The sequence below is a fragment of the Mesorhizobium sp. M0514 genome (assembly GCF_040321145.1).
Lineage (GTDB): Bacteria > Pseudomonadota > Alphaproteobacteria > Rhizobiales > Rhizobiaceae > Mesorhizobium.
Genome location: NZ_JAMYQZ010000098.1, coordinates 1 through 20,638, shown reverse-complemented (window position 1 = coordinate 20,638; position 20,638 = coordinate 1). Strand labels below are relative to the sequence as shown.

The window sequence follows — 20,638 nt, the reverse complement described above, 5'->3', positions numbered from 1 at the left end:
GCATAGGAGATCTTGGCGGCGACGTAGTTCAGCCCCCAGGAAAAGGTCAACCCGACCATGATGGAAGCAGCCGCCAGATCGACCGCATCGCGGCGATCCAATGCCGAGGCAACGGCCAATCTCAGTCCTCCGCGCTGGCGTCGTCGAAGCCGATCAGGTTCCAGCTCTGACGCATATGCGGCGGCATCGGCGCGGTGACGTCGATGACGCCCTTGTCCGGGTGCGGAATGACGATGCGGCGCGCATGCAGATGCAGGCGGTTTTGAATGCCGCCCGGAAAGTCCCAGTTGGTGTCGGCCTCGAAATATTTGGGGTCGCCAAGGATCGGGCAGCCGATATAGGCGGCATGAACGCGCAGCTGGTGGGTGCGGCCGGTGTACGGCTCCATTTCCAGCCAGGTCATCGTCTGAGCCGCCTGCTCGATGATGCGGTAGTAGGACACGGCGTGGTCGGCGCCCTTTTCGCCATGGGCTGCCACGCGCACGCGGTCGCCGTCCTCGGTCGGTTCCTTGATCAGCCAGGTCGAGATCTTGTCCTCGCGCTTGGGCGGGACACCTTTGACCAGCGCCCAATAGGTCTTCTTGGTCTCACGCGCCCTGAATGACTCGGAAAGCTTCATCGCTGCAAGCCTGGTGCGGGCAACCACCAGCACGCCCGACGTGTCGCGGTCGAGCCGGTGCACCAGGCGCGGCTTCTCGCCCTTCTGGCTGCGCCATGCCTCCAGCATGTCGTCGACATTGCGGGTGACGCCCGAGCCGCCTTGCACCGCCAGGCCCGCCGGCTTGTTGAAGACGAAGACTTTTGGATCTTCGTGGATCAGCATCTTGGCCAGCACATCGGCGTCGCCCTGGTTGCGGATCGAGTAACCCGTAAGCGCACTCTCGCCCTTCTTGTCGACCTCGAGCGGCGGCACACGCACCACCTGGCCCGGCTCGACACGGCTGTCGGCCTTGACCCGGCCGCCATCGACGCGGATCTGGCCCGAGCGCAGCAACTTCTGCAGATGGCCAAAGCCGAGGCCGGGGAAATGGGTCTTGAACCAGCGATCGAGCCGCATGCCCGCCTCGCCGGCCTCCACCGTGATCTGTTCTACGCCTGCCATGATTTTCGCTTTATCCGTTTCAACGCGTGACCCCGAAAATCTACTCCGGCTTTCGGAAAGGATCATGCGCAAGATCAAAGTTTCTGCAGCGCGTCCAGGAGGATGCGCCGTGCTCTAGGCCGGGCAATAACACTATGAAACGGTTCTTGCGAGCCAAAGTCCCAGAAACAGGGCGATAATGGCGCCAACGACACTGGCAAGCGCATATCCCAACGCCGGCAGCGTCGCTCCGCGCTCCCATAGGGTCGCGAAATCGAGCGAAAAGGCGGAGAAGGTGGTGAAGCCGCCAAGGATGCCGGTGGCGACGAACAGCCGGAGCTCATTGGAACCGCCGCGCCGCATCAGCGCGGCGACGAACAGCCCCATAACAAAGGAGCCGAGGATGTTGATCGCCATTGTCCCCCAGGGGTAGTTGGGGCCGACGAGGCGCAAGGCGCCGATGTTGGTCAGGTGGCGGATGCCGGCGCCGATGCCGCCGCCGACCACAACAAGAAGCAGATTGAACATGCCCGTTTACTGCCCGGCCAAGGCAGTGCGGTCAATCCCTAACGCCTCAGGTCGTCTCGACCTTCTTTGCCTTGCTCGAGCCGATCATCTTCCAGTTCTTGTAGAACATGGAATTGATGCGCTCGACGGTGACCGAAACGATGGCGAGAAGTCCGGCGATGAAGCCGGGGAACGGCGACGGGCGGATTATGTCCATGAACACGCAGTAGCGGCGTCCGTCATACTCGTTGACCGAGCGGTGCAGCAGCGTGTCGTCGAAAATATAGAGCGGGTTGTCGTGCCAGTAATTCCTGGCGCCGTTGCATTCGACGAAAACCTCTGCCTTCACCGGCAAGAGATTGTAGAGGATGCGCAGGCTGAGCCGGAGCGGTCCGAAATGCCAGGAAGTCGATTCCTTGCCCCTGAAGACCGACACGGCAATGGTCTTGATGTATCTGAAATTCTTGTTGAATTCCGCGACATTGTCGATCCGGTGCTTGCCGTACCACTGATAGACATACATGCCGCGACGGCCGGTGCCGAAATTGGCGTCGATATCGGCGATGATCTCGTCCTTGCGCGCCTTGAAGACGTCGAGAACCTCGTTGACCTCGCGCTGATAATCGGCGGGAAACTGCTCCAGCTTCCACACGCCCGGGTTCCTGTAGCAAACGAGGTCCACCAGCAGATTGAAGGGCGACAGCAGCCAGGTGAAGATGCCATTGCCGAGGAAATAGCCGCGCAACAGCGACAGATCCTTGTTGGCGTTGCGCAGCACATCGATCAGGCCGCAGACGATCCAGATCGTGGTCAGGATCGGAATGAAATAGAAGCCGAGCGCGAGCAGCGGGACAGCAATCACAGCCTGGCGAAGCGTTTTGCGAAGGGATTTTGTCATTCTGTTCGCGCGGCGCGCTGTCCCCGTTCCGAATTATCGCCCGTCCTGGCAGCCTCCCGGCCGAGTCATGCGACGTGATAGGGCTTTTTGTCATGCGGTACAATCACACTGCTGTGACTGGCGGAGACAGAATTTCAGTTCATCGCGGGCAGGCCGAGTTCGTCCCGTTTGTCCCGCGCACCTATTTTTCCCGCTCGCTGCGCAGCTTTGCCCAATAGTCCAGCCGTTTCTTGATATCGCGCTCGAAGCCGCGTTCGGGCGGATCGTAAAAGGTCTGCCGGCCCATCTTTTCGGGGAAATAGTCCTGGCCGGAAAAGGCATCGGGCTGGTCGTGATCGTAGCGATAGCCGGCGCCGTAATCCTCCTCTTTCATCAGCTTGGTCGGCGCGTTGAGGATGTGCTTGGGCGGCAGCAGCGAACCGAACTCCTTCGCCGCCCGCGTGGCTGCCTTGAAGGCGGTATAGACGGCGTTGGATTTGGGCGCGGTGGCGAGATAGACGGTGGCCTCGGCGAAGGCCAGTTCGCCTTCGGGCGAGCCGAGGTAGTCGTAGGCGTCCTTGGCGGCGTTGGCGATAACCAGCGCCTGCGGGTCGGCGAGCCCGATATCCTCCATCGCCATGCGCACCAGCCGGCGGCCGAGATAGAGCGGATCCTCGCCGGCGTCGAACATGCGGGCAAGATAATAAAGCGCCGCGTCCGGGTCGGACCCACGCACCGATTTGTGCAGCGCCGAGATCAGATTGTAGTGACCGTCCTGGCCCTTGTCATAGATCGGCGCGCGGCGCTGGACGATGCGCTGCAGCCCTTCGGGATCAAAAACCTCGCCGGGTTTGGCGGCGCGCCAGACTTCCTCGGCCAGCGTCAGCGAGGCCCGGCCGTCACCATCGCTCATGCGGATGAGCATCGCCCGCGCCTCTTCGTCGAGCGGCAGCGCCCTGCCCTCTGTCTCCTCCGCCCGCGTCATCAGTTTGGCGATGCTGTCCTCGCCCAGCGAGTGAAACACCAGCACCCGCGCGCGCGACAGAAGCGCGGCGTTCAGCTCGAACGATGGATTTTCGGTGGTGGCGCCGACCAGAACAACTGTTCCATCCTCCATGACCGGGAGGAAAGAGTCCTGCTGGGCACGGTTGAAGCGATGGATCTCGTCGACGAACAGCAGCGTCTGCCGGCCATTGGTTCGCCGCAGCTTCGCTGCCTCGAACACTTTCTTCAAATCGGCGACGCCGGAAAAAACCGCCGATATCTGCTCGAACGCAAGACTGGTCTCGCCGGCCAGCAGTCGCGCCACGGTTGTTTTGCCGGTTCCCGGCGGTCCCCAGAAAATCATCGAGCCGAGCGAACCGGAAGCGATCAGCCGCGTCAGTGCGCCGTCGGGGCCGGTCAGATGCTCCTGGCCGACGACCTCGCCAAGGTTTTTCGGGCGCAGCCGATCGGCCAAAGGTCGGCCGGGCGGCGCTCTTTCCGGTTCATCGACGCTGAACAGATCGGCCATCTAGGTCTTCTGGTTGGAGCACGATCCTCAGAAATGGGAAGATCGCCTCAGTAACGCAACACCTGGCGCAGTATCTGCCCGCCGCGCTCGACGGTAAAGCGCCACCAGCGTGTATCCTGCTGGGCAAGCTGCGCCAGTGTCGCCGCCGTATCGACGGTGGTGCCGTTCACCTCGCGCACGATGTCGCCCGGCTGGAAGCCGAAATCGGCAGCCGGCGAATCGCGGTTGATGTCGACCACGGTGACGCCCTTGAGGTCGGTGCGCAGGCCAAGCCGCTGGGCGAGCCTGGGCGACAGTTCCGCGACCTTGGCGCCGGAGAACGGGCTGCGGCCATGCAGGGTCACTTCCGACGCCTTGGCGCCTTCCGGCGCGCGCTCCAGTGCAATCTCCATCGTCGCCTGCTGGCCCTTGCTCAGGATGGCGAAGGTCGCCTTGGTGCCGATCGACAGGGTCGCCATGCGGTAATCCAGCGCCTCGATGCCTTCGACCGTCGTGCCATTGAGCTGCAGCACGACATCGCCGGGCTTCAGCCCTGCCTTGGCCGCCGGTCCGGCTTCCTCAACCGACGACACCAGCGCGCCGGTCGGCTTATCCATGCCAAGCGATTCGGCGATCTGCGGTGTGACCGCTTCGAACTCGGCGCCTATATAAGGCCGCTCGAAGAAATCGAGCCCGGCCTTGGCCGCGTCGGCGAAGGCGCGCACCATGTTGGCCGGGATGGCAAAACCGATGCCGATCGAGCCGCCGCTGCGGCTGTAGATGGCGGTGTTGATGCCGACCAGCTGGCCGCCCATGTTGATCAGCGCGCCGCCGGAATTGCCGGGATTGATGGCGGCGTCGGTCTGGATGAAATAGCCCGAATCCGAAACGCCGATATGGCTGCGGGCAAGCGCCGAAACGATGCCGCTGGTGGTGGTCTGGCCGACGCCGAACGGATTGCCGATGGCCAGCACCAGGTCGCCGACCTCGAGGGCGTCGGAATCGCCGATGGCGATCACCGGAAACGGCTTGTCTGAGGTGATCTTGAGCACGGCGAGGTCGAGCGTCTCGTCCTTGAGCATGACCTTCGAGGTGAATTCGCGCCCGTCCGCGGTCGCCACCTTGACCTCGTCGGCATCCTTGATCACGTGGAAATTGGTGACGACCACGCCGCTCGGGTCGACCAGCACGCCCGAGCCGAGCGAGGATTGCGCGCGCGGCTGCGCGCGGCCGAAGAATTCCTCGAAGAAAGGATCGCCGTCGAAGGGCGACGTGACCTTGGCCGTCTGCGAAGCATAGACATTGACCACCGCCGGCGCCGTCTGCTTGACCAGGGGCGCAAACGACAGCTGTACCTCTTCGCGGCCGAACGGCACGCGCTTGTCGGGACCGGAGGTGCCGTTCTCGCCTTCGACGCCATGCAGGAGGTCGGTCAGCACATCGGAGAGCCCCGGATCGGCTGGCTTGGCGGCGTCCTCGGCCAGCGCCTGCCTGACTGTCGGCGCGGCTGCGAACGCCATCATGGCGAAGAGCAGAACAAGAGACAGTCGGTTGGCGCGCATTCGCGAATCCTCCAAGGCAAGTTCGGGGGCATTGTCCCGACGATTGTGCAGAATGAAAGGCTAATGCACTGAAATGCGGCGATTGTCGTGCAAAAGCACTTGGCCGGCAGGCAAAAAAAGCCCGGCGAAGCATGCCCTTGCGACAATGCAAAAAAGGGGCCCGAAGGCCCCTTGAAAGTCATTTGCGAAAACCGAGCCTTATGCGGCAGTGGCTTCCTCGTTGGCGCCTTCGGCTTCGAGGCGGGCGCGGTCGCCGGCGCCCTTGGCGTCGGTGTCGCGGTCGACGAACTCGATGACCGCCATGGCGGCATTGTCGCCGTGGCGGAAGCCCGCCTTCATGATGCGCAGATAGCCGCCGTTGCGGTCGGCGTAGCGCGGCGCAATCGTGTCGAACAAACGCTTGACGACGCCTTCATTGCCGATCTGGGCAATGACCTGGCGGCGCGCATGCAAGTCGCCGCGCTTGCCGAGCGTCACCAGCTTCTCGACGATTGGACGCAAATCCTTCGCCTTCGGCAGGGTGGTGACGATCTGCTCATGTTCGAGCAGCGACACGGCGAGGTTGGCGAACATCGACTTGCGATGGCTAATGCTTCGGGCGAAGCGGCGGCCTTTAAAACCGTGGCGCATGGCTCTTTTCCTTCAGTTGTTCAAGAGGCCACGGCCTCTGATGGTTTTCCGCATGACCGTCGGATCGAGCGGCCCACGCCGCCGATCCTTGGACTTCATGCTCAATATTGGTCTTCGTAACGCTTGGCGAGGTCTTCGATGTTTTCCGGCGGCCAGTCCGGCACTTCCATGCCGAGGTGCAGGCCCATCGCCGCGAGCACTTCCTTGATCTCGTTCAGCGACTTGCGGCCGAAGTTCGGGGTGCGCAGCATCTCGGCTTCGGTCTTCTGGATGAGATCGCCGATGTAGACGATGTTGTCGTTCTTCAGGCAGTTGGCCGAACGCACCGAAAGCTCGAGTTCGTCGACCTTCTTGAGCAGCGCCGGGTTGAAGGCAAGCTCGGTGACGGCCTCGGTGGCGACTTCCTTCTGCGGCTCGTCGAAGTTGACGAACAGGCCAAGCTGGTCCTGCAGGATGCGGGCGGCGAATGCCACCGCGTCCTCGCCCGAGATCGAACCGTCGGTCTCGATGGTCATGGTCAGCTTGTCATAGTCGAGAACCTGGCCCTCGCGGGTGTTCTCGACCTTGTAGGAGACCTTCTTGACCGGCGAATACAGGCTGTCGACCGGGATCAGGCCGATCGGCGCGTCTTCGGCGCGGTTGCGGTCGGCCGGCACGTAACCCTTGCCGGTGTCGACGGTGAATTCCATGCGGATTTCAGCGCCCTCGTCCAGCGTGCAGATGACGTGGTCGGGGTTGAGGATCTCGACGTCGCCAACCGTCTGGATGTCGCCAGCCAGAACCGCACCCGGGCCCTGCTTGCGAACGACCATGCGCTTGGGACCATCGCCTTCCATGCGGATGGCGATTTCCTTGATGTTGAGGACGATGTCGGTCACGTCCTCACGCACGCCGGCAATCGACGAGAATTCATGCAGAACGCCGTCGATCTGCACGGCGGTGACAGCCGCACCGCGCAGCGAAGACAAAAGCACGCGGCGCAGCGCGTTGCCGAGCGTCAGGCCGAAGCCGCGCTCGAGCGGCTCGGCGACCAGCGTGGTCAGCGTCTTCTTCTTCGACGAGAACTCGATCTTATTCGGCTTGATCAGTTCCTGCCAATTTTTCTGGATCATGATGCTTTCCTTCCGTTGACCCGCCACCATCCAATCGTGGCGGGCGACCTGGAGTGCCGTGGAGGAGCGCCTTGAGGCGCTCACGCGGCGTTCGGTAATGTCTTAGACGCGGCGCTTCTTGCGCGGGCGGCAGCCATTGTGCGGGATCGGCGTCACATCACGGATCGAGGTGATGGTGAAGCCGGCAGCCTGCAGGGCGCGAAGCGCCGATTCACGACCGGAGCCGGGTCCGCAGACCTCGACTTCGAGCATGCGCATGCCGTGTTCCTGGGCCTTCTTGGCGACGTCTTCGGCAGCCATCTGGGCGGCAAACGGGGTCGACTTGCGCGAACCCTTGAAGCCCTGGGCACCGGCCGACGACCAGGCAATGGAATTGCCCTGCGCGTCGGTGATGGTGATCATCGTGTTGTTGAAGGTCGAATTGACGTGGGCAACGCCCGACGAGATGTTCTTGCGTTCGCGACGGCGAACACGAGCGGCTTCCTTGGCCATGATAGTCCTTTCAGTTGATCTCTACACCGCCGTAATGCCAGCGGCTCCACCTTTGAAAGCGAGTAGTGAGCAGGGACCAGCGAATAGGGAACCCCTACTCGCTAATAGCCACTCGCTATCGCTCACTTACTTCTTCTTGCCGGCGATCGACTTGGCCGGGCCCTTGCGGGTGCGTGCATTGGTGTGCGTGCGCTGGCCGCGAACCGGCAGCGAACGGCGGTGACGCAGACCGCGGTAGCAGCCGAGGTCCATGAGGCGCTTGATGTTCATCGACACTTCGCGGCGCAGATCGCCTTCGACCTGGTAGTCGCGGTCGATGGTCTCGCGGATCTGCAGCACTTCCGCGTCCGTCAGCTGGTTGACGCGGCGCTCGGCCGGGATGCCGACCTTGTCGACGATCTCCTGGGCGAACTTCTTGCCAATGCCGTGAATGTACTGAAGCGCAATGACGACGCGCTTGTTGGTCGGAATGTTGACGCCGGCTATACGAGCCATATTCTTCTCTTCTCCATGTGGGACCGGCCGGCCTTCAAAACAAGGCATGCGCGGCGCTGTTCAAATTACCCCGCGTCCGGTGGAGGCCGGCCCTTGCGGGAGTTCCCTAGTTTCAATGCGGCTGCCTTGCCCTTGCGGACAAGCAAGCCTCATGCCTGATAGGAAGACGGGCCGCCATAACCCAGCGAACCGTTCCAGTCAAGCGCAATCTTTACTTTGCCGTAACGGTTTCCCGCGTCACCGCCGCGAGCAGCGCTTCAATCTCCGCCGTCACGGTCTCGACAGGGGCCATGCCGTCGACACTCCTAAGCGAGCGTTTGGCATAATAATAGCCGATCAGCGGCGCGGTCTTCTTGTAATATTCCCGCAGGCGCTCTTCGAACACCACCGGATTGTCGTCCTTGCGCACCGGCTGTCCGGCGGCCTTGGCGTCGTCGGCGCGCTTGACGATGCGGCCGACCAGCGCTTTGTCGTCGACGACGAACTCGATCACGGCATCGAGGCCAATGCCGCGCTCGGCGAGCATCGATTCAACCGCATCAGCCTGCACCAGCGTGCGCGGATAGCCGTCGAGAATGAAACCGTTGATGCAATCGGGCTGATCGATGCGCTCGGCCACGATGGCGTTGACGATGGCGTCGGAAACCAGCTCGCCGGCATCCATCACCGCCTTGGCGCGCTTGCCGACTTCGGTGCCGGCCTGCACGGCCGCCCGCAGCATGTCACCCGTCGACAGCTGCGGTATGCCGTATTTTTCTACCAGTCTTTGTGCTTGCGTCCCCTTGCCCGCTCCTGGCGGCCCAAGCAATATCAATCTCATCTGGCCTTCTTCCCCCCGCGCAGCTTCGACTTCTTGATCAGGCCCTCATACTGGTGCGCGATCAGGTGACCCTGGATCTGCGCCACCGTATCGAGGGTTACACTGACCACGATCAGAAGCGATGTGCCACCGAGGTAGAATGGTACGCCAGTCGCCGAAATCAGGAACTCGGGCAGCAGGCACACCAGCACCAGATAGATGGCGCCGACGACGGTGATGCGCGTCAGGACATAGTCGATGTAATCGGCGGTGCGCTCACCCGGACGGTAGCCCGGAATGAAGCCGGAATGCTTCTTGAGCTGGTCGGCGGTGTCCTTCGGATTGAACACGATGGCCGTGTAGAAGAAGGCGAAGAACACGATCATTGCCGCATAGAACAGCATGTAGAGCGGCTGGCCGTGGCCGAGCGAGGCGAGCACGGTGCTTGCCCAGGCCGGCAGGTTTGTCGTCTGCGAGAAGCCGGCGACCGTTGCCGGCAGCAAAAGCAGCGACGACGCGAAGATCGGCGGAATGACGCCCGACGTGTTGAGCTTCAGCGGCAGATGCGAGGTATCGCCCTGGAACATGCGGTTGCCGACCTGGCGCTTCGGATACTGGATCAGCAGGCGGCGCTGCGCGCGCTCGAAGAACACGATCAGCGCGATGACGATTATGGCCAGCACGATGATCGCGAGTATCAGCCCGGTCGATAGAGCGCCGGTGCGGCCGAGCTCCAGCGTGCCGGAGATGGCGCGCGGCAGGCCGGCGACGATGCCGGAGAAAATGATCAGCGAAATGCCGTTGCCGATGCCGCGGGCGGTGATCTGCTCGCCCAGCCACATCAGGAACATGGTGCCGCCAACCAGCGTGACGACGGTCGAGATGCGGAAGAACATGCCGGGATCGTTGACGATGCCGTTGCCGCCTTCCAGGCCCACCGAAATGCCGTAGGCCTGCACCAGCGCCAGGAGTACCGTGCCGTAGCGCGTGTACTGGTTGATGACCTTGCGGCCCTGCTCGCCTTCCTTTTTCAGCGCTTCCAGCGACGGAATGACCGAGGTCATCAGCTGCATGATGATGGAGGCTGAGATGTAAGGCATGATGCCGAGCGCGAAGATCGCCATGCGCTGCACGGCGCCGCCGGCGAACATGTTGAACATGCCGAGCACGCCCTTGGCCTGCGAAGAGAAGGCCTGCGCGAATGCATCCGGATTGATGCCGGGCAGCGGGATATAGGTGCCGAGGCGATAGACGAGCAGCGCGCCGACGGTGAACCAGATTCGCTTCTTCAGGTCCTCCGCCTTGGCGAAAGCCGCAAAATTCAGATTCGAGGCTAGTTGTTCAGCAGCCGAAGCCATGCCTGATTCTCCGCTAGAGCATGATGCCGAAAAGTGTGAAGCGGTTTTCGGACAACGTCATGCGCTACTTCTTTGATTTGTATGTCACGCTCGATGCCCGCAGCTCAGGCGGCGCGTGGCACCGAAGCTCACGAGATAAGCTCCGGGCTCTAAACATGCAAGCGGCCGCGTTGACGCGGCCGCCTAATTGATTGGATCAAAGCGCAATCGTGAACAAAAACGGATACCGTTCCTGCCGACCGCGCTTCAAATTGCCGTTACTCCGCTGCCGCTTCCGGCAGCTTGACCGAACCGCCGGCCTTTTCGATCTTCTCGATCGCGGCCTTGGAGGCGCCCGCGACGTCGAAGGCAAGCTTTGCCTTGAGCTCGCCGTCCGAGAGGATGCGCACGCCGTCCTTGACGCGGCGGATGACGCCGGCGGCAACGAGCGCCTCGGCCGTCACGGTCGCCTTGGCGTCAAGCTTCTTGGCATCGAGCGCCGTCTGGATACGAGCCAGCGACACGACGACAAAGCTCTTGGCGAAGATGTTATTGAAGCCACGCTTCGGCAGGCGCCGATAGAGCGGCATCTGGCCGCCCTCGAAGCCGTTGATGGCAACGCCGGAGCGCGCCTTCTGGCCCTTGACGCCGCGACCGCCGGTCTTGCCCGAGCCGGAGCCGATGCCACGGCCGAGACGCTTCTTGGAGTGCGTCGCGCCGTCCTTGTCACGCAGATCGTTGAGTTTCATCTGGGTTCTCCTGCGCTTTTGCTCAGCCCTCGTCCACGACGCGGACGAGATGCTGGACGGCAGCGATCATGCCGCGCACCGAGGGAGTGTCCTCCAGAGTGCGCTGCTTGTGCATCTTGTTGAGGCCGAGGCCGACCAGCGTCGCGCGCTGTTCCTTCGGGCGGCGGATCGGCGAACCGATCTGCTCAACGGTGATGGTCTTGGTTGCTTTCTTGGCCATGGTCAAAATCCCTGGTCAGATCGACTATTCTTCAGCCGCAACGGCGGTGCCGCGGCGGGCCTGAAGGGTCGAATACTTGATGCCGCGTGCAGCAGCCACATCCTTGGGATGCATCTGGCTCTTCAGCGCGTCGAATGTGGCACGAACCATGTTGTAGGGGTTCGACGAACCCATCGACTTGGCGACCACGTCATGCATGCCGAGCGTCTCGAAGACAGCGCGCATCGGGCCGCCGGCGATGATGCCGGTACCCTGCTTGGCAGCGCGCAGCAGCACGCGTCCGGCGCCCCAGCGTCCTTCGACGTCGTGGTGCAGCGTGCGGCCCGAGCGCAGCGGCACGAAAATCATGTCGCGCTTGGCCGACTCAGTTGCCTTGCGGATCGCTTCCGGCACTTCGCGCGCCTTGCCGTGACCGAAGCCGACGCGGCCCTTCTGGTCGCCGACGACGACGAGTGCTGCAAAACCGAAGCGACGGCCGCCCTTGACGACCTTGGCGACACGGTTGATGTGGACGAGCTTGTCCACCATGCCGTCATCGCGTTCTTCACGATCGCGGCCGCGGCCGCCATCCCTACGTTCCTGTGCCATATCCTGTTCCTTGTTTTTTTCCGGAAGCACGGTTGCTGATAAGATCCGGTGCGCCTCTTTGGGTCACCGGGGGCGAATTATTTTTCCTTGCATGATCTTGTCCGAAAAGTCTGCAACTTTTTGCTGCGCTGACCTTCGGTTCGGGATCAGGCAATTAGAAGCTCAAACCGCCTTCACGGGCAGCCTCGGCCAGCGCCTTGACGCGGCCGTGATAGATATAGGCGCCGCGGTCAAAGACGACTTCCTTGACGCCGGCCTTCGAAGCACGCTCGGCGATCAGCTTGCCAACAGCGGCTGCTGCCTCGGTGTCGGCGCCGGTCTTGAGCGAACCCTTGAGGTCCTTCTCGAGTGTCGATGCAGCCGCGATGGTATGGCCCTTGGCATCGTCGATGACCTGCACGTAGATGTTCTTCGACGTGCGGTGAACCGAGAGACGCGGACGTTCGCCGGCGACCTTCTTGATCTGGCGGCGGACGCGCTGCGCGCGGCGCTGGATGGATTCCTTGGTAGCCATGATAGTCTTCCTTGCCTTCAAAAAACGGGGGCCGCCATGTGCGGTAGGCGAAAGCGCCTCCCGCGACCGCTCCCCGCGGCGTTGCACTTCTTTGGCTTGGCCTTTTCCGAAAAGTCTGCAACTTTTCGGGGCCAGGCCTACTACTTCTTCTTGCCTTCCTTGCGGACGATCTTCTCGCCGGCATAGCGGACACCCTTGCCCTTGTAGGGCTCGGGACCGCGATACTCGCGGATCTCGGCTGCAACCTGGCCGACCTGCTGCTTGTCGATGCCGGTCACGGTGATTTCCGTCGGCTTCGGCACGGTGATCGTGATGCCGGCCGGCGTCTCGTAAACGACGTCGTGGCTGAAGCCAAGCGCCAGCTGCAGGTTCTTGCCCTGGAGTGCCGCGCGATAGCCGACGCCGGTGATCTCGAGCTTCTTCTCGAAACCGTCCTTGACGCCCTGCAGGATGTTGACGATCTGCGTGCGCGACATGCCCCACTTGGAGCGGGCGGTCTTGGTCTGGTCACGCGGCTGGACAGCGATTTCGCTGCCTTCCATCTTGACCAGCACTTCGTCGTTCACCACGAACTTCAGCTCGCCCTTGGGGCCCTTCGCCGTCACGGTCTGGCCGTTGACGGTCGCGGTCACGCCCTGCGGCAGCGAAACGGGTTTCTTTCCAATACGAGACATTTGGTTGTCCTCGTCACTTCTCTTGTTTCAGGTCTGCCGAATTAGAAAATCTGGCAGAGGATTTCGCCGCCGACATTCTGTTCGCGTGCTTCGTGATCGGCCATCACGCCCTTCGGCGTCGAAAGGATGGCGATGCCGAGGCCGTTGGCGACGTGCGGGATCGACTTGGCCGAAACGTAAACGCGGCGGCCAGGCTTCGAGACGCGGGCGATTTCGCGCACGACCGGAGCACCGTCGAAATACTTCAGCTCGATTTCGATTTCGGACTTGCCGTTGTCGAAGTCGGTCTGGCTGTAGTCGCGGATATAGCCTTCAGCCTTCAGCACGTCGAGGACGCGGGTACGCAGGCGCGACGCCGGCGTCGAAACGCTCGACTTCTTACGGCCATACGCGTTGCGGATGCGGGTCAGCATATCGCCGAGAGGATCGCTCAATGACATGTTATGTCCTCCTTACCAGCTCGACTTGACCAGGCCCGGGATCTGGCCGTTATTGCCGAGATCACGAAGCGCGATGCGCGATACTTTGAGCTTGCGATAATAGGCGCGCGGACGGCCGGTAACTTCGCAGCGGTTGCGGATGCGGATCTTGGCCGAGTTGCGCGGCAGGGCAGCAAGCTTCAGCTGAGCGCGGAAACGCTCTTCCATCGGCTTGGACTGGTCCATGATGATCGCCTTGAGCGCTGCGCGCTTGGGACCGTACTGGTCGGCAAGCTTGCGGCGCCTGTTGTTCTTCTCGACTGAGCTGGTCTTTGCCATTTCAGATTTTTCCTTTTCTCGCTGCCGTTACTGGCGGAAGGGGAAGTTGAAGGCCTTGAGCAATGCCCTGGCTTCGTCGTCCGTCTTCGCAGTCGTACAAACGATGACGTCCATGCCCCAGATCTGATCAACCTTGTCGTAGTTGATCTCCGGGAACACGATGTGTTCCTTGATGCCCATGGCGTAGTTGCCACGGCCATCGAAGCTCTTCGGATTCAGTCCGCGAAAGTCGCGGACGCGCGGCAGTGCGATGTTCACGAGACGGTCGAGGAACTCGTACATGCGTTCCTTGCGCAGCGTGACCTTGGCGCCGATCGGCATCTTCTCGCGGACCTTGAAGCCGGCGATCGAATTACGGGCGCGGGTGACGACGGCCTTCTGGCCGGCGATCATCGCCAGGTCTTCGGCCGCGATCGAAGGCTTCTTCGAATCCGCGGTCGCTTCGCCGACGCCCATGTTCAGCACGATCTTGTCGATGCGCGGAACCTGCATCTCGTTCTCGTAGCCGAACTGCTCCTGCAGCGCCTTGCGGATGGTCTCGTTGTAGACCTGCTTGAGGCGCGGCGTGTTCTGGGCCTTGGACTGTTTGCTTTCAGCCTTGGGCTTCGTGGTTTGAGCCTTAGCCATTGATGACTTCTCCCGAGCGCTTGGCGACGCGCACCTTCTTGCCGTCCTTCTGGAAGATGAAGCCGACGCGGGTCGGCTTGCCATCCTTGGGGTCGGCGAGCGCGATGTTCGACAGCTGGATCGGCGCTTCCTTGGTGATGATCCCGCCCTCTTGGGACTGGGACTGCTTCTGGTGACGACGGATCATGTTGACGCCGCGCACCAGCGCGGTGTCTTCCTTCGGCTGAACCGAGAGGACTTCGCCCGAACGGCCCTTGTCCTTGCCGGCCAGCACGACGACCTTGTCGCCTTTTCTAATCTTTTGCATTGGTCCGGCTCCTTACAGCACTTCAGGCGCGAGCGAGATGATCTTCATGTGGTTCTTGGCGCGGAGTTCGCGCGGAACCGGTCCGAAGATACGCGTGCCGATCGGCTCTTTCTTGTTGTCGACGAGAACGGCCGCGTTCTTGTCGAAACGGATCACGCTGCCGTCCGGGCGGCGGATGTCCTTGGCCGTGCGAACCACGACCGCCTTCATCACATCGCCCTTCTTAACGCGGCCGCGCGGAATGGCTTCCTTGATCGACACCACGATGATGTCGCCTACGGAAGCGTATTTCCGCTTCGAGCCGCCCAGCACCTTGATGCACATGACACGACGGGCGCCGGAATTATCCGCGACGTCGAGGTTTGTTTGCATCTGAATCATGACTGGCCGCCTTCTTCTCTTCTAACGGGACGGGCTCAAAGCCCCTCCCCGGTCTGTCCAAAATTCGGTTTGTTACGCCTGGTCCGAAGACACGACGATCCAGCGCTTATCCTTGGAAATCGGCTTCGATTCCTGGATGAACACCTGATCGCCGACCTTGTGGGCGTTGTTCTCGTCGTGCGCCTTGTACTTCTTGGTCATGCGCACGGTCTTCTTCATCACGGGATGCGTGAAGCGCCGTTCGACCTTGACGACTACCGTCTTCTCGTTCTTGTCGCTGACGACAGTGCCCTGCAGAATGCGCTTTGGCATGATTTTCGTCCTTAAGCCTTCTTGGCCGCGGACTTTTCCGCAGCGATGGTCTTGATACGCGCAATGTCCTTGCGAACCTGCCGCACGCGCGCGGTCTTCTCGAGTTGGCCGGTGGCCTTCTGGAAGCGCAGGTTGAACTGCTCCTTCTTCAGGCTGGCCAGATCGTCGGTCAGCTGGTCCTGGGTCTTGGTCCGGATGTCTTCGGCTTTCATGATCAGCCCGTCCTTATTCTGCGATGCGCTGTACGAAGCGCGTCCTGACCGAGAGCTTGGCCGCGCCGAGACGCAGCGCCTCACGGGCGGTTTCTTCGTTGACGCCGTCGATCTCGAACATGATGCGGCCCGGCTTTACGCGCGCCGCCCAGTAATCGACAGCGCCCTTGCCCTTGCCCATGCGCACTTCAGTCGGCTTCGACGTCACCGGCACATCAGGGAAAATACGGATCCACACGCGGCCGGCACGCTTCATCTCACGAGTGATCGCGCGGCGGGCCGCTTCGATCTCACGCGCGGTGACGCGGTTCGGCTCAAGCGCCTTCAGCCCGAAACCACCAAAATCCAGGTTGGTGCCGCCCTTTGCGGTACCATGGATACGGCCCTTGAACTGCTTGCGGAACTTTGTGCGCTTTGGCTGCAGCATCGTTCTAACTCCAAATTCCTAAATAATCAGGCGTTTTCGCGACGACGACCGCGTTCGCGATCACCACCACCGCCATGCGCAGCATCACCCTCGGTCGCGCGACGCTCCGAAGCCATCGGATCGTGCTCGAGGATTTCGCCCTTGAACACCCAGACCTTGACGCCGCAGATGCCGTAAGCCGTATGCGCTTCGGCCGTGCCATAGTCGACATCGGCGCGCAGCGTATGCAGCGGCACGCGGCCTTCGCGGTACCATTCCATGCGTGCAATCTCGGCGCCGCCGAGACGGCCGGCGCAGTTGATGCGGATGCCTTCGGCGCCCAGGCGCATGGCCGACTGAACGGCGCGCTTCATGGCGCGGCGGAACGCGATACGACGCTCGAGCTGCTGGGCGATCGACTGGGCGACCAGGGTCGCGTCGACTTCCGGCTTGCGCACTTCAACGATGTTCAAGTGCGTCTCGGACTTCGTCATCTCCATCAGCTTCTTGCGAAGCTTTTCGATGTCGGCGCCCTTCTTGCCGATGATCAGGCCCGGGCGCGCCGCATGGATGGTGACGCGGCACTTCTTGTGCGGGCGCTCGATCACGACCTTCGAAATCGCAGCCTGCTTGAGTTCCTTTTCAAGATATTTGCGGATCTTGATGTCCTCATGCAGCAGTTTGCCGTACTCGCCGGTGTTCGCGAACCAGCGCGAATCCCAGGTGCGGTTGATGCCGAGGCGCAGACCGATCGGATTGACTTTCTGGCCCATTATGCGGCCTCCCCTTTTTCTTCGACTTCACGAACGACGATCGTGAGGTGCGAGAACGGCTTTTCAATACGGCTGGCGCGACCGCGGCCACGAGCATGGAACCGCTTCATGACGATCGACTTGCCGACATAGGCTTCCGCCACGATCAGCGCATCGACGTCGAGGTCGTGGTTGTTTTCCGCGTTGGCGATCGCCGATTCCAGCGTCTTCTTGACCGTGCCGGAAATCCGCTTGGCCGAGAATTCGAGATCGGAAAGCGCTGTCGCGACCTTCTTGCCGCGGATCAGCGCGGCAACCAGGTTCAGCTTCTGCGGGCTGATACGGATCGTGCGCAGAACGGCGCGCGCTTCGTTGTCAGCAAGCCTGCGCGGAGCTTTGGCCTTGCCCATGATTATTTCCTCTTCGCCTTCTTATCCGCGCCGTGACCGTAATAGGTCCGGGTCGGAGCGAATTCACCGAACTTGTGACCGACCATGTCCTCGTTCACCGAGACGGGAACATGCTTCTGGCCGTTGTAGACACCGAAGGTGAAGCCGACGAACTGCGGCAGGATGGTGGAGCGACGGCTCCACATCTTGATCACCTCATTGCGACCACCTTCACGAACCTTGTCCACCTTCTTGAGAAGGTAGCCGTCGATGAAGGGGCCTTTCCAAATAGAACGAGTCACTTGGCGTTACCTCTTCTTAGCTCTTGCGCTGATGGCGCGAGCGCAGGATGAACTTGTCGGTCGCCTTGTTGGACCGCGTCTTCTTGCCCTTGGTCGGCTTGCCCCACGGGCTGACCGGATGACGGCCACCGGAGGTGCGGCCTTCGCCACCGCCATGCGGATGGTCGACCGGGTTCATGGTCACGCCGCGATTGTGCGGGCGCTTGCCGCGCCAGACCGTGCGGCCGGCCTTGCCGTCGTTGATGTTGCCGTGGTCGGGGTTCGACACGGCGCCGACGGTGGCCATGCAGGAGCCGTGAACGACCCGCTGCTCGCCCGAGTTGAGGCGCAGGATCGCCATGCCCTGGTCGCGACCGACTAGCTGTCCGTAGCCACCTGCCGAGCGGGCAACCTGGGCGCCCTTGCCCGGCTTCAGCTCGATGTTATGGACGATCGTGCCGACCGGCATCGAGGCCAGCGGCATCGCATTGCCTGGCTTCACGTCGACCGATTCACCTGCCACGATCTTGTCGCCGGCGGCAAGGCGCTGCGGAGCGATGATGTAGGACAGCTCGCCATCGTCATACTTGATCAGCGCGATGAAGGCGGTGCGGTTCGGATCGTATTCAATGCGCTCGACCGTGCCGACGACGTCGAACTTGCGGCGCTTGAAGTCGATGATGCGGTACGAACGCTTGTGACCGCCGCCGATGAAGCGGGCCGTGATGCGGCCGTGATTGTTGCGGCCGCCCGACTTGGTCAGGCCTTCGGTCAGGCCCTTGACGGGCTTGCCCTTGTAGAGGCCCGAGCGGTCGACGATGACCAGCTGGCGGGTGCTCGGCGTTACCGGGTTGAATTTTTTAAGTGCCATTGTCCTGTCCTCGCGGCCTAGCTCAGAGACCCGTCGCGACGTCGATCGACTGGCCGTCGGCCAGCGTCACGATCGCCTTCTTGACGTCGCTCTGGCGGCCGATCGTGCCGCGGAAGCGCTTGATCTTGCCCTTGCGGACAAGCGTGTTCACGGCCGTAACCTTGACGCCAAACAGCGCTTCGACAGCGGCCTTGATTTCCGGCTTCGACGCCTTCTTGGCGACGTTGAAAACAACCTGGTTGTTCTCGGAAGCCATGGTCGACTTTTCGGTGATCGCCGGCGAGACGATCACGTCGTAATGACGGAGGTCGGTCATTTAAAGCGCTCCTCGAGAGCCTCGACGGCGGCCTTCGAAAGGACCAGCGTGCCGCGGCGCAGAATGTCGTAGACGTTGATGCCCTGGATGGGCAGCACGTCGATGTTCGGGATGTTGGTCGCCGCCAGCTTGAAGTTCTGGTCAAGCTCGGCACCGCCAATCACCAAGGCGTTGGTCAGGCCCAGTGTCGCGAAATTCGCGATCAGCGCCTTCGTCTTGGCCTCGGTCAGCTTCAGCTCGTCGATGATGATGATCGACGCGCTCTTGGCCTTGGCCGAGAGAGCATGCCGCAAGCCCAGAGCGCGCACCTTCTTCGGCAGATCGTGCTCGTGGCTGCGAACGACCGGGCCGTGGGCCTTGCCGCCGCCGCGGAACTGCGGAGCGCGTGCCGAATGGTGACGGGCGCGGCCCGTACCCTTCTGCTTGTACATCTTGGCGCCGGTGCGCGCGATTTCGGCGCGGCCCTTGGCCTTGTGCGTGCCCTGCTGGCGCTTGGCCAGCTGCCAGCGCACGACGCGCTGCAGGATGTCCTCGCGCGGATCAAGGCCGAAAATCTCCTCGGAGAGTTTCACCTTGCCGGCGTCCTTGCCGCCAAGCGTTGTGATCTTGAGATCCATTATTCTGCTCCCTCTGCGGCCGGAGCCTCGTTCGTGGCAGCGCTCGCTGCAGCAACCGGGCGGATCGCGGCAGGCTTCGGCGCATTGGCCGGCAGTGCCACCTTGGCCGCATCGCGGACCAGGATCCAGGCGCCCTTCGATCCGGGAACCGCACCGCGGATCAGGATCAGGCCGCGATCGGCGTCGGTCGAAACGATCTCGACATTCTGTGTGGTGACGCGGGTGTCGCCCATGTGGCCAGCCATATGCTTGCCCTTGAACACTTTGCCCGGATCCTGACGCTGGCCGGTCGAACCGTGCGTACGGTGCGAAACCGAGTTACCGTGCGTCGCGCGGCCACCACCCATGTGGTGGCGCTTGATGACGCCCTGGAAACCCTTGCCGATCGTCGTGCCCGTCACATCGACCTTCTGGCCGACGACGAAGTGCTCGACGGTGATCTCGGCGCCGACATCGATCATGTTGTCGGCGGAGACGCGGAACTCGGCGACCTTCGCCTTCGGCTCGACGGAAGCGGTCGCGAAATGGCCGCGCATCGCCTTCGACGTGTTCTTCACCTTGGCAAGGCCAACGCCGAGCTGGACGGCGGTATAGCCGTTCTTCTCCTGCGTGCGCTGAGCCACGACCTGGCAGTTTTCCATCTGGAGAACGGTGACGGGAACATGTTCCCCGGCATCATTATAGATGCGGGTCATTCCCACCTTCTTTGCAATCACACCTGAACGCATCGGTTCAATTCCTTTAGAGTTCCGGGCCAGGGGCACCGCCCCTTACCGCGCTCTCATTCCCTTAGAGCTTGATCTCGACGTCGACACCGGCGGCCAGATCGAGCTTCATCAAAGCATCGACCGTCTGCGGGGTCGGATCGACGATGTCGAGCAGACGCTTGTGCGTGCGCATCTCGAACTGCTCGCGGCTCTTCTTGTCGACGTGAGGCGACCGGTTGACCGTGAACTTTTCGATCCGCGTCGGCAGCGGAATGGGGCCGCGGACGTTTGCTCCGGTGCGCTTGGCCGTCGACACGATTTCTTTCGTCGAGGCGTCAAGCACGCGGTGATCAAACGCCTTCAGGCGGATGCGGATATTCTGTCCGTTCATGCGTCACTTCCTTGTTCTGGCGCGGCGCGGGCAAATCCTGCGCCCGCGACAGATCGGTTTAAGTCCAAATTACTCTTTGATGGTGACGACGATGCCGGCACCGACGGTGCGGCCGCCTTCACGGATGGCGAAGCGCAGCTTCTCTTCCATGGCGATCGGCACGATCAGCTCGACATCGACCG

General features: G+C 62.1%; 33 protein-coding genes and 1 pseudogene. All 34 read right to left on the bottom strand.

Annotated elements, in window-relative coordinates:
• Window positions 1-119 (bottom strand): annotated as a pseudogene (locus NKI61_RS27960) (EamA/RhaT family transporter); the annotation flags it as partial.
• Window positions 120-121: 2 nt separating this feature from the next.
• Window positions 122-1,102: an RluA family pseudouridine synthase gene (locus NKI61_RS27955; RefSeq protein WP_023672769.1), complete on the bottom strand. Its 981-nt coding sequence runs from the start codon at window positions 1,100-1,102 to the stop codon at window positions 122-124.
• A gap of 132 nt (window positions 1,103-1,234) precedes the next feature.
• Window positions 1,235-1,609, bottom strand: a complete 375-nt coding sequence (crcB, locus tag NKI61_RS27950; protein ID WP_023726805.1) for a fluoride efflux transporter CrcB — start codon at window positions 1,607-1,609, stop codon at window positions 1,235-1,237.
• 46 nt (window positions 1,610-1,655) lie between these two features.
• Window positions 1,656-2,486, bottom strand: coding sequence for an aspartyl/asparaginyl beta-hydroxylase domain-containing protein (locus tag NKI61_RS27945; RefSeq protein ID WP_352841862.1), 831 nt, complete (start codon window positions 2,484-2,486; stop codon window positions 1,656-1,658).
• Window positions 2,487-2,667: 181 nt separating this feature from the next.
• Entirely contained in the window at window positions 2,668-3,978 is a 1,311-nt protein-coding gene (locus tag NKI61_RS27940) for a replication-associated recombination protein A (protein WP_023734055.1), read from the bottom strand.
• A 47-nt stretch (window positions 3,979-4,025) separates the two neighbouring features.
• The gene (locus NKI61_RS27935) at window positions 4,026-5,519 is read right to left on the bottom strand and encodes a DegQ family serine endoprotease (protein WP_023734056.1); all 1,494 of its coding nucleotides are present in this window, start codon (window positions 5,517-5,519) and stop codon (window positions 4,026-4,028) included.
• A gap of 198 nt (window positions 5,520-5,717) precedes the next feature.
• Window positions 5,718-6,149 carry a 50S ribosomal protein L17 gene (gene rplQ, locus NKI61_RS27930; protein WP_023691248.1) on the bottom strand — a complete coding sequence of 144 codons (432 nt, stop codon included), beginning with the start codon at window positions 6,147-6,149 and terminating at the stop codon, window positions 5,718-5,720.
• A gap of 101 nt (window positions 6,150-6,250) precedes the next feature.
• Window positions 6,251-7,261 (bottom strand): DNA-directed RNA polymerase subunit alpha, encoded by a 1,011-nt coding sequence (locus NKI61_RS27925; RefSeq protein WP_023682599.1) that lies wholly within the window; start codon window positions 7,259-7,261, stop codon window positions 6,251-6,253.
• A 102-nt stretch (window positions 7,262-7,363) separates the two neighbouring features.
• On the bottom strand, window positions 7,364-7,753 hold the full coding sequence (rpsK, locus tag NKI61_RS27920; protein ID WP_006205444.1) for a 30S ribosomal protein S11: 390 nt from the start codon (window positions 7,751-7,753) through the stop codon (window positions 7,364-7,366).
• Between the two features lie 126 nt (window positions 7,754-7,879).
• A complete protein-coding gene (rpsM, locus tag NKI61_RS27915) occupies window positions 7,880-8,248 on the bottom strand; it encodes a 30S ribosomal protein S13 (RefSeq protein WP_006205445.1) in 369 nt (122 codons plus the stop codon).
• 211 nt (window positions 8,249-8,459) lie between these two features.
• Window positions 8,460-9,068 (bottom strand): adenylate kinase, encoded by a 609-nt coding sequence (locus NKI61_RS27910; protein ID WP_023726809.1) that lies wholly within the window; start codon window positions 9,066-9,068, stop codon window positions 8,460-8,462.
• The gene (gene secY / locus NKI61_RS27905) at window positions 9,065-10,405 is read right to left on the bottom strand and encodes a preprotein translocase subunit SecY (RefSeq protein ID WP_023672761.1); all 1,341 of its coding nucleotides are present in this window, start codon (window positions 10,403-10,405) and stop codon (window positions 9,065-9,067) included. Before secY ends, NKI61_RS27910 begins: the two co-directional genes overlap by 4 nt.
• Window positions 10,406-10,662: 257 nt before the next feature.
• A complete protein-coding gene (gene rplO / locus NKI61_RS27900; protein ID WP_023672760.1) occupies window positions 10,663-11,133 on the bottom strand; it encodes a 50S ribosomal protein L15 in 471 nt (156 codons plus the stop codon).
• A gap of 22 nt (window positions 11,134-11,155) precedes the next feature.
• Window positions 11,156-11,353: a 50S ribosomal protein L30 gene (gene rpmD / locus NKI61_RS27895; protein WP_006205449.1), complete on the bottom strand. Its 198-nt coding sequence runs from the start codon at window positions 11,351-11,353 to the stop codon at window positions 11,156-11,158.
• A 24-nt stretch (window positions 11,354-11,377) separates the two neighbouring features.
• The gene (rpsE, locus tag NKI61_RS27890) at window positions 11,378-11,941 is read right to left on the bottom strand and encodes a 30S ribosomal protein S5 (RefSeq protein WP_006333394.1); all 564 of its coding nucleotides are present in this window, start codon (window positions 11,939-11,941) and stop codon (window positions 11,378-11,380) included.
• A gap of 154 nt (window positions 11,942-12,095) precedes the next feature.
• Window positions 12,096-12,455, bottom strand: a complete 360-nt coding sequence (gene rplR, locus NKI61_RS27885) for a 50S ribosomal protein L18 (protein ID WP_023682602.1) — start codon at window positions 12,453-12,455, stop codon at window positions 12,096-12,098.
• 140 nt (window positions 12,456-12,595) lie between these two features.
• Window positions 12,596-13,129: a 50S ribosomal protein L6 gene (gene rplF, locus NKI61_RS27880; RefSeq protein WP_023682603.1), complete on the bottom strand. Its 534-nt coding sequence runs from the start codon at window positions 13,127-13,129 to the stop codon at window positions 12,596-12,598.
• Between the two features lie 41 nt (window positions 13,130-13,170).
• On the bottom strand, window positions 13,171-13,569 hold the full coding sequence (gene rpsH, locus NKI61_RS27875; protein ID WP_006205453.1) for a 30S ribosomal protein S8: 399 nt from the start codon (window positions 13,567-13,569) through the stop codon (window positions 13,171-13,173).
• Window positions 13,570-13,581: 12 nt separating this feature from the next.
• Window positions 13,582-13,887: a 30S ribosomal protein S14 gene (gene rpsN / locus NKI61_RS27870; protein ID WP_010909282.1), complete on the bottom strand. Its 306-nt coding sequence runs from the start codon at window positions 13,885-13,887 to the stop codon at window positions 13,582-13,584.
• A gap of 27 nt (window positions 13,888-13,914) precedes the next feature.
• The gene (gene rplE / locus NKI61_RS27865) at window positions 13,915-14,514 is read right to left on the bottom strand and encodes a 50S ribosomal protein L5 (protein WP_023672755.1); all 600 of its coding nucleotides are present in this window, start codon (window positions 14,512-14,514) and stop codon (window positions 13,915-13,917) included.
• Complete coding sequence (gene rplX, locus NKI61_RS27860; RefSeq protein ID WP_013531428.1) at window positions 14,507-14,821, bottom strand: 50S ribosomal protein L24; 315 nt, start codon at window positions 14,819-14,821, stop codon at window positions 14,507-14,509. The genes rplE and rplX overlap by 8 nt, the downstream gene beginning before the upstream one ends.
• A gap of 12 nt (window positions 14,822-14,833) precedes the next feature.
• Complete coding sequence (gene rplN, locus NKI61_RS27855) at window positions 14,834-15,202, bottom strand: 50S ribosomal protein L14 (RefSeq protein ID WP_006205457.1); 369 nt, start codon at window positions 15,200-15,202, stop codon at window positions 14,834-14,836.
• A gap of 72 nt (window positions 15,203-15,274) precedes the next feature.
• Window positions 15,275-15,514 (bottom strand): 30S ribosomal protein S17, encoded by a 240-nt coding sequence (gene rpsQ / locus NKI61_RS27850; protein WP_010909280.1) that lies wholly within the window; start codon window positions 15,512-15,514, stop codon window positions 15,275-15,277.
• Window positions 15,515-15,525: 11 nt separating this feature from the next.
• A complete protein-coding gene (rpmC, locus tag NKI61_RS27845; protein WP_006205459.1) occupies window positions 15,526-15,726 on the bottom strand; it encodes a 50S ribosomal protein L29 in 201 nt (66 codons plus the stop codon).
• 13 nt (window positions 15,727-15,739) lie between these two features.
• Window positions 15,740-16,153, bottom strand: coding sequence for a 50S ribosomal protein L16 (gene rplP / locus NKI61_RS27840; protein ID WP_006205460.1), 414 nt, complete (start codon window positions 16,151-16,153; stop codon window positions 15,740-15,742).
• 26 nt (window positions 16,154-16,179) lie between these two features.
• The gene (rpsC, locus tag NKI61_RS27835; RefSeq protein WP_352841860.1) at window positions 16,180-16,905 is read right to left on the bottom strand and encodes a 30S ribosomal protein S3; all 726 of its coding nucleotides are present in this window, start codon (window positions 16,903-16,905) and stop codon (window positions 16,180-16,182) included.
• Complete coding sequence (gene rplV, locus NKI61_RS27830; protein WP_006205462.1) at window positions 16,905-17,294, bottom strand: 50S ribosomal protein L22; 390 nt, start codon at window positions 17,292-17,294, stop codon at window positions 16,905-16,907. The genes rpsC and rplV overlap by 1 nt, the downstream gene beginning before the upstream one ends.
• Window positions 17,295-17,296: 2 nt before the next feature.
• Window positions 17,297-17,575 (bottom strand): 30S ribosomal protein S19, encoded by a 279-nt coding sequence (rpsS, locus tag NKI61_RS27825; protein ID WP_006205463.1) that lies wholly within the window; start codon window positions 17,573-17,575, stop codon window positions 17,297-17,299.
• 16 nt (window positions 17,576-17,591) lie between these two features.
• A complete protein-coding gene (gene rplB, locus NKI61_RS27820) occupies window positions 17,592-18,425 on the bottom strand; it encodes a 50S ribosomal protein L2 (RefSeq protein ID WP_023706515.1) in 834 nt (277 codons plus the stop codon).
• Window positions 18,426-18,447: 22 nt separating this feature from the next.
• A complete protein-coding gene (locus NKI61_RS27815) occupies window positions 18,448-18,741 on the bottom strand; it encodes a 50S ribosomal protein L23 (protein ID WP_023672751.1) in 294 nt (97 codons plus the stop codon).
• A complete protein-coding gene (gene rplD / locus NKI61_RS27810; protein ID WP_023672750.1) occupies window positions 18,738-19,358 on the bottom strand; it encodes a 50S ribosomal protein L4 in 621 nt (206 codons plus the stop codon). Before rplD ends, NKI61_RS27815 begins: the two co-directional genes overlap by 4 nt.
• On the bottom strand, window positions 19,358-20,086 hold the full coding sequence (rplC, locus tag NKI61_RS27805; protein ID WP_352841859.1) for a 50S ribosomal protein L3: 729 nt from the start codon (window positions 20,084-20,086) through the stop codon (window positions 19,358-19,360). The genes rplD and rplC overlap by 1 nt, the downstream gene beginning before the upstream one ends.
• A gap of 61 nt (window positions 20,087-20,147) precedes the next feature.
• Entirely contained in the window at window positions 20,148-20,456 is a 309-nt protein-coding gene (gene rpsJ, locus NKI61_RS27800) for a 30S ribosomal protein S10 (protein ID WP_010909272.1), read from the bottom strand.
• A 69-nt stretch (window positions 20,457-20,525) separates the two neighbouring features.
• The coding region (locus NKI61_RS27795; protein ID WP_023745017.1) for an EF-Tu C-terminal domain-related protein at window positions 20,526-20,638 on the bottom strand (113 nt) is incomplete at its 5' end.

What these genes read in the sequence shown, in the direction of transcription:
- NKI61_RS27955 (WP_023672769.1), bottom strand. Translation starts at nt 1,102, where the DNA reads ATGGCAGGCGTAGAACAGATCACGGTGGAGGCCGGCGAGGCGGGCATG.
- crcB (WP_023726805.1), bottom strand. Translation starts at nt 1,609, where the DNA reads ATGTTCAATCTGCTTCTTGTTGTGGTCGGCGGCGGCATCGGCGCCGGC.
- NKI61_RS27945 (WP_352841862.1), bottom strand. Translation starts at nt 2,486, where the DNA reads ATGACAAAATCCCTTCGCAAAACGCTTCGCCAGGCTGTGATTGCTGTC.
- NKI61_RS27940 (WP_023734055.1), bottom strand. Translation starts at nt 3,978, where the DNA reads ATGGCCGATCTGTTCAGCGTCGATGAACCGGAAAGAGCGCCGCCCGGC.
- NKI61_RS27935 (WP_023734056.1), bottom strand. Translation starts at nt 5,519, where the DNA reads ATGCGCGCCAACCGACTGTCTCTTGTTCTGCTCTTCGCCATGATGGCG.
- rplQ (WP_023691248.1), bottom strand. Translation starts at nt 6,149, where the DNA reads ATGCGCCACGGTTTTAAAGGCCGCCGCTTCGCCCGAAGCATTAGCCAT.
- NKI61_RS27925 (WP_023682599.1), bottom strand. Translation starts at nt 7,261, where the DNA reads ATGATCCAGAAAAATTGGCAGGAACTGATCAAGCCGAATAAGATCGAG.
- rpsK (WP_006205444.1), bottom strand. Translation starts at nt 7,753, where the DNA reads ATGGCCAAGGAAGCCGCTCGTGTTCGCCGTCGCGAACGCAAGAACATC.
- rpsM (WP_006205445.1), bottom strand. Translation starts at nt 8,248, where the DNA reads ATGGCTCGTATAGCCGGCGTCAACATTCCGACCAACAAGCGCGTCGTC.
- NKI61_RS27910 (WP_023726809.1), bottom strand. Translation starts at nt 9,068, where the DNA reads ATGAGATTGATATTGCTTGGGCCGCCAGGAGCGGGCAAGGGGACGCAA.
- secY (WP_023672761.1), bottom strand. Translation starts at nt 10,405, where the DNA reads ATGGCTTCGGCTGCTGAACAACTAGCCTCGAATCTGAATTTTGCGGCT.
- rplO (WP_023672760.1), bottom strand. Translation starts at nt 11,133, where the DNA reads ATGAAACTCAACGATCTGCGTGACAAGGACGGCGCGACGCACTCCAAG.
- rpmD (WP_006205449.1), bottom strand. Translation starts at nt 11,353, where the DNA reads ATGGCCAAGAAAGCAACCAAGACCATCACCGTTGAGCAGATCGGTTCG.
- rpsE (WP_006333394.1), bottom strand. Translation starts at nt 11,941, where the DNA reads ATGGCACAGGAACGTAGGGATGGCGGCCGCGGCCGCGATCGTGAAGAA.
- rplR (WP_023682602.1), bottom strand. Translation starts at nt 12,455, where the DNA reads ATGGCTACCAAGGAATCCATCCAGCGCCGCGCGCAGCGCGTCCGCCGC.
- rplF (WP_023682603.1), bottom strand. Translation starts at nt 13,129, where the DNA reads ATGTCTCGTATTGGAAAGAAACCCGTTTCGCTGCCGCAGGGCGTGACC.
- rpsH (WP_006205453.1), bottom strand. Translation starts at nt 13,569, where the DNA reads ATGTCATTGAGCGATCCTCTCGGCGATATGCTGACCCGCATCCGCAAC.
- rpsN (WP_010909282.1), bottom strand. Translation starts at nt 13,887, where the DNA reads ATGGCAAAGACCAGCTCAGTCGAGAAGAACAACAGGCGCCGCAAGCTT.
- rplE (WP_023672755.1), bottom strand. Translation starts at nt 14,514, where the DNA reads ATGGCTAAGGCTCAAACCACGAAGCCCAAGGCTGAAAGCAAACAGTCC.
- rplX (WP_013531428.1), bottom strand. Translation starts at nt 14,821, where the DNA reads ATGCAAAAGATTAGAAAAGGCGACAAGGTCGTCGTGCTGGCCGGCAAG.
- rplN (WP_006205457.1), bottom strand. Translation starts at nt 15,202, where the DNA reads ATGATTCAGATGCAAACAAACCTCGACGTCGCGGATAATTCCGGCGCC.
- rpsQ (WP_010909280.1), bottom strand. Translation starts at nt 15,514, where the DNA reads ATGCCAAAGCGCATTCTGCAGGGCACTGTCGTCAGCGACAAGAACGAG.
- rpmC (WP_006205459.1), bottom strand. Translation starts at nt 15,726, where the DNA reads ATGAAAGCCGAAGACATCCGGACCAAGACCCAGGACCAGCTGACCGAC.
- rplP (WP_006205460.1), bottom strand. Translation starts at nt 16,153, where the DNA reads ATGCTGCAGCCAAAGCGCACAAAGTTCCGCAAGCAGTTCAAGGGCCGT.
- rpsC (WP_352841860.1), bottom strand. Translation starts at nt 16,905, where the DNA reads ATGGGCCAGAAAGTCAATCCGATCGGTCTGCGCCTCGGCATCAACCGC.
- rplV (WP_006205462.1), bottom strand. Translation starts at nt 17,294, where the DNA reads ATGGGCAAGGCCAAAGCTCCGCGCAGGCTTGCTGACAACGAAGCGCGC.
- rplB (WP_023706515.1), bottom strand. Translation starts at nt 18,425, where the DNA reads ATGGCACTTAAAAAATTCAACCCGGTAACGCCGAGCACCCGCCAGCTG.
- NKI61_RS27815 (WP_023672751.1), bottom strand. Translation starts at nt 18,741, where the DNA reads ATGACCGACCTCCGTCATTACGACGTGATCGTCTCGCCGGCGATCACC.
- rplD (WP_023672750.1), bottom strand. Translation starts at nt 19,358, where the DNA reads ATGGATCTCAAGATCACAACGCTTGGCGGCAAGGACGCCGGCAAGGTG.
- rplC (WP_352841859.1), bottom strand. Translation starts at nt 20,086, where the DNA reads ATGCGTTCAGGTGTGATTGCAAAGAAGGTGGGAATGACCCGCATCTAT.
- rpsJ (WP_010909272.1), bottom strand. Translation starts at nt 20,456, where the DNA reads ATGAACGGACAGAATATCCGCATCCGCCTGAAGGCGTTTGATCACCGC.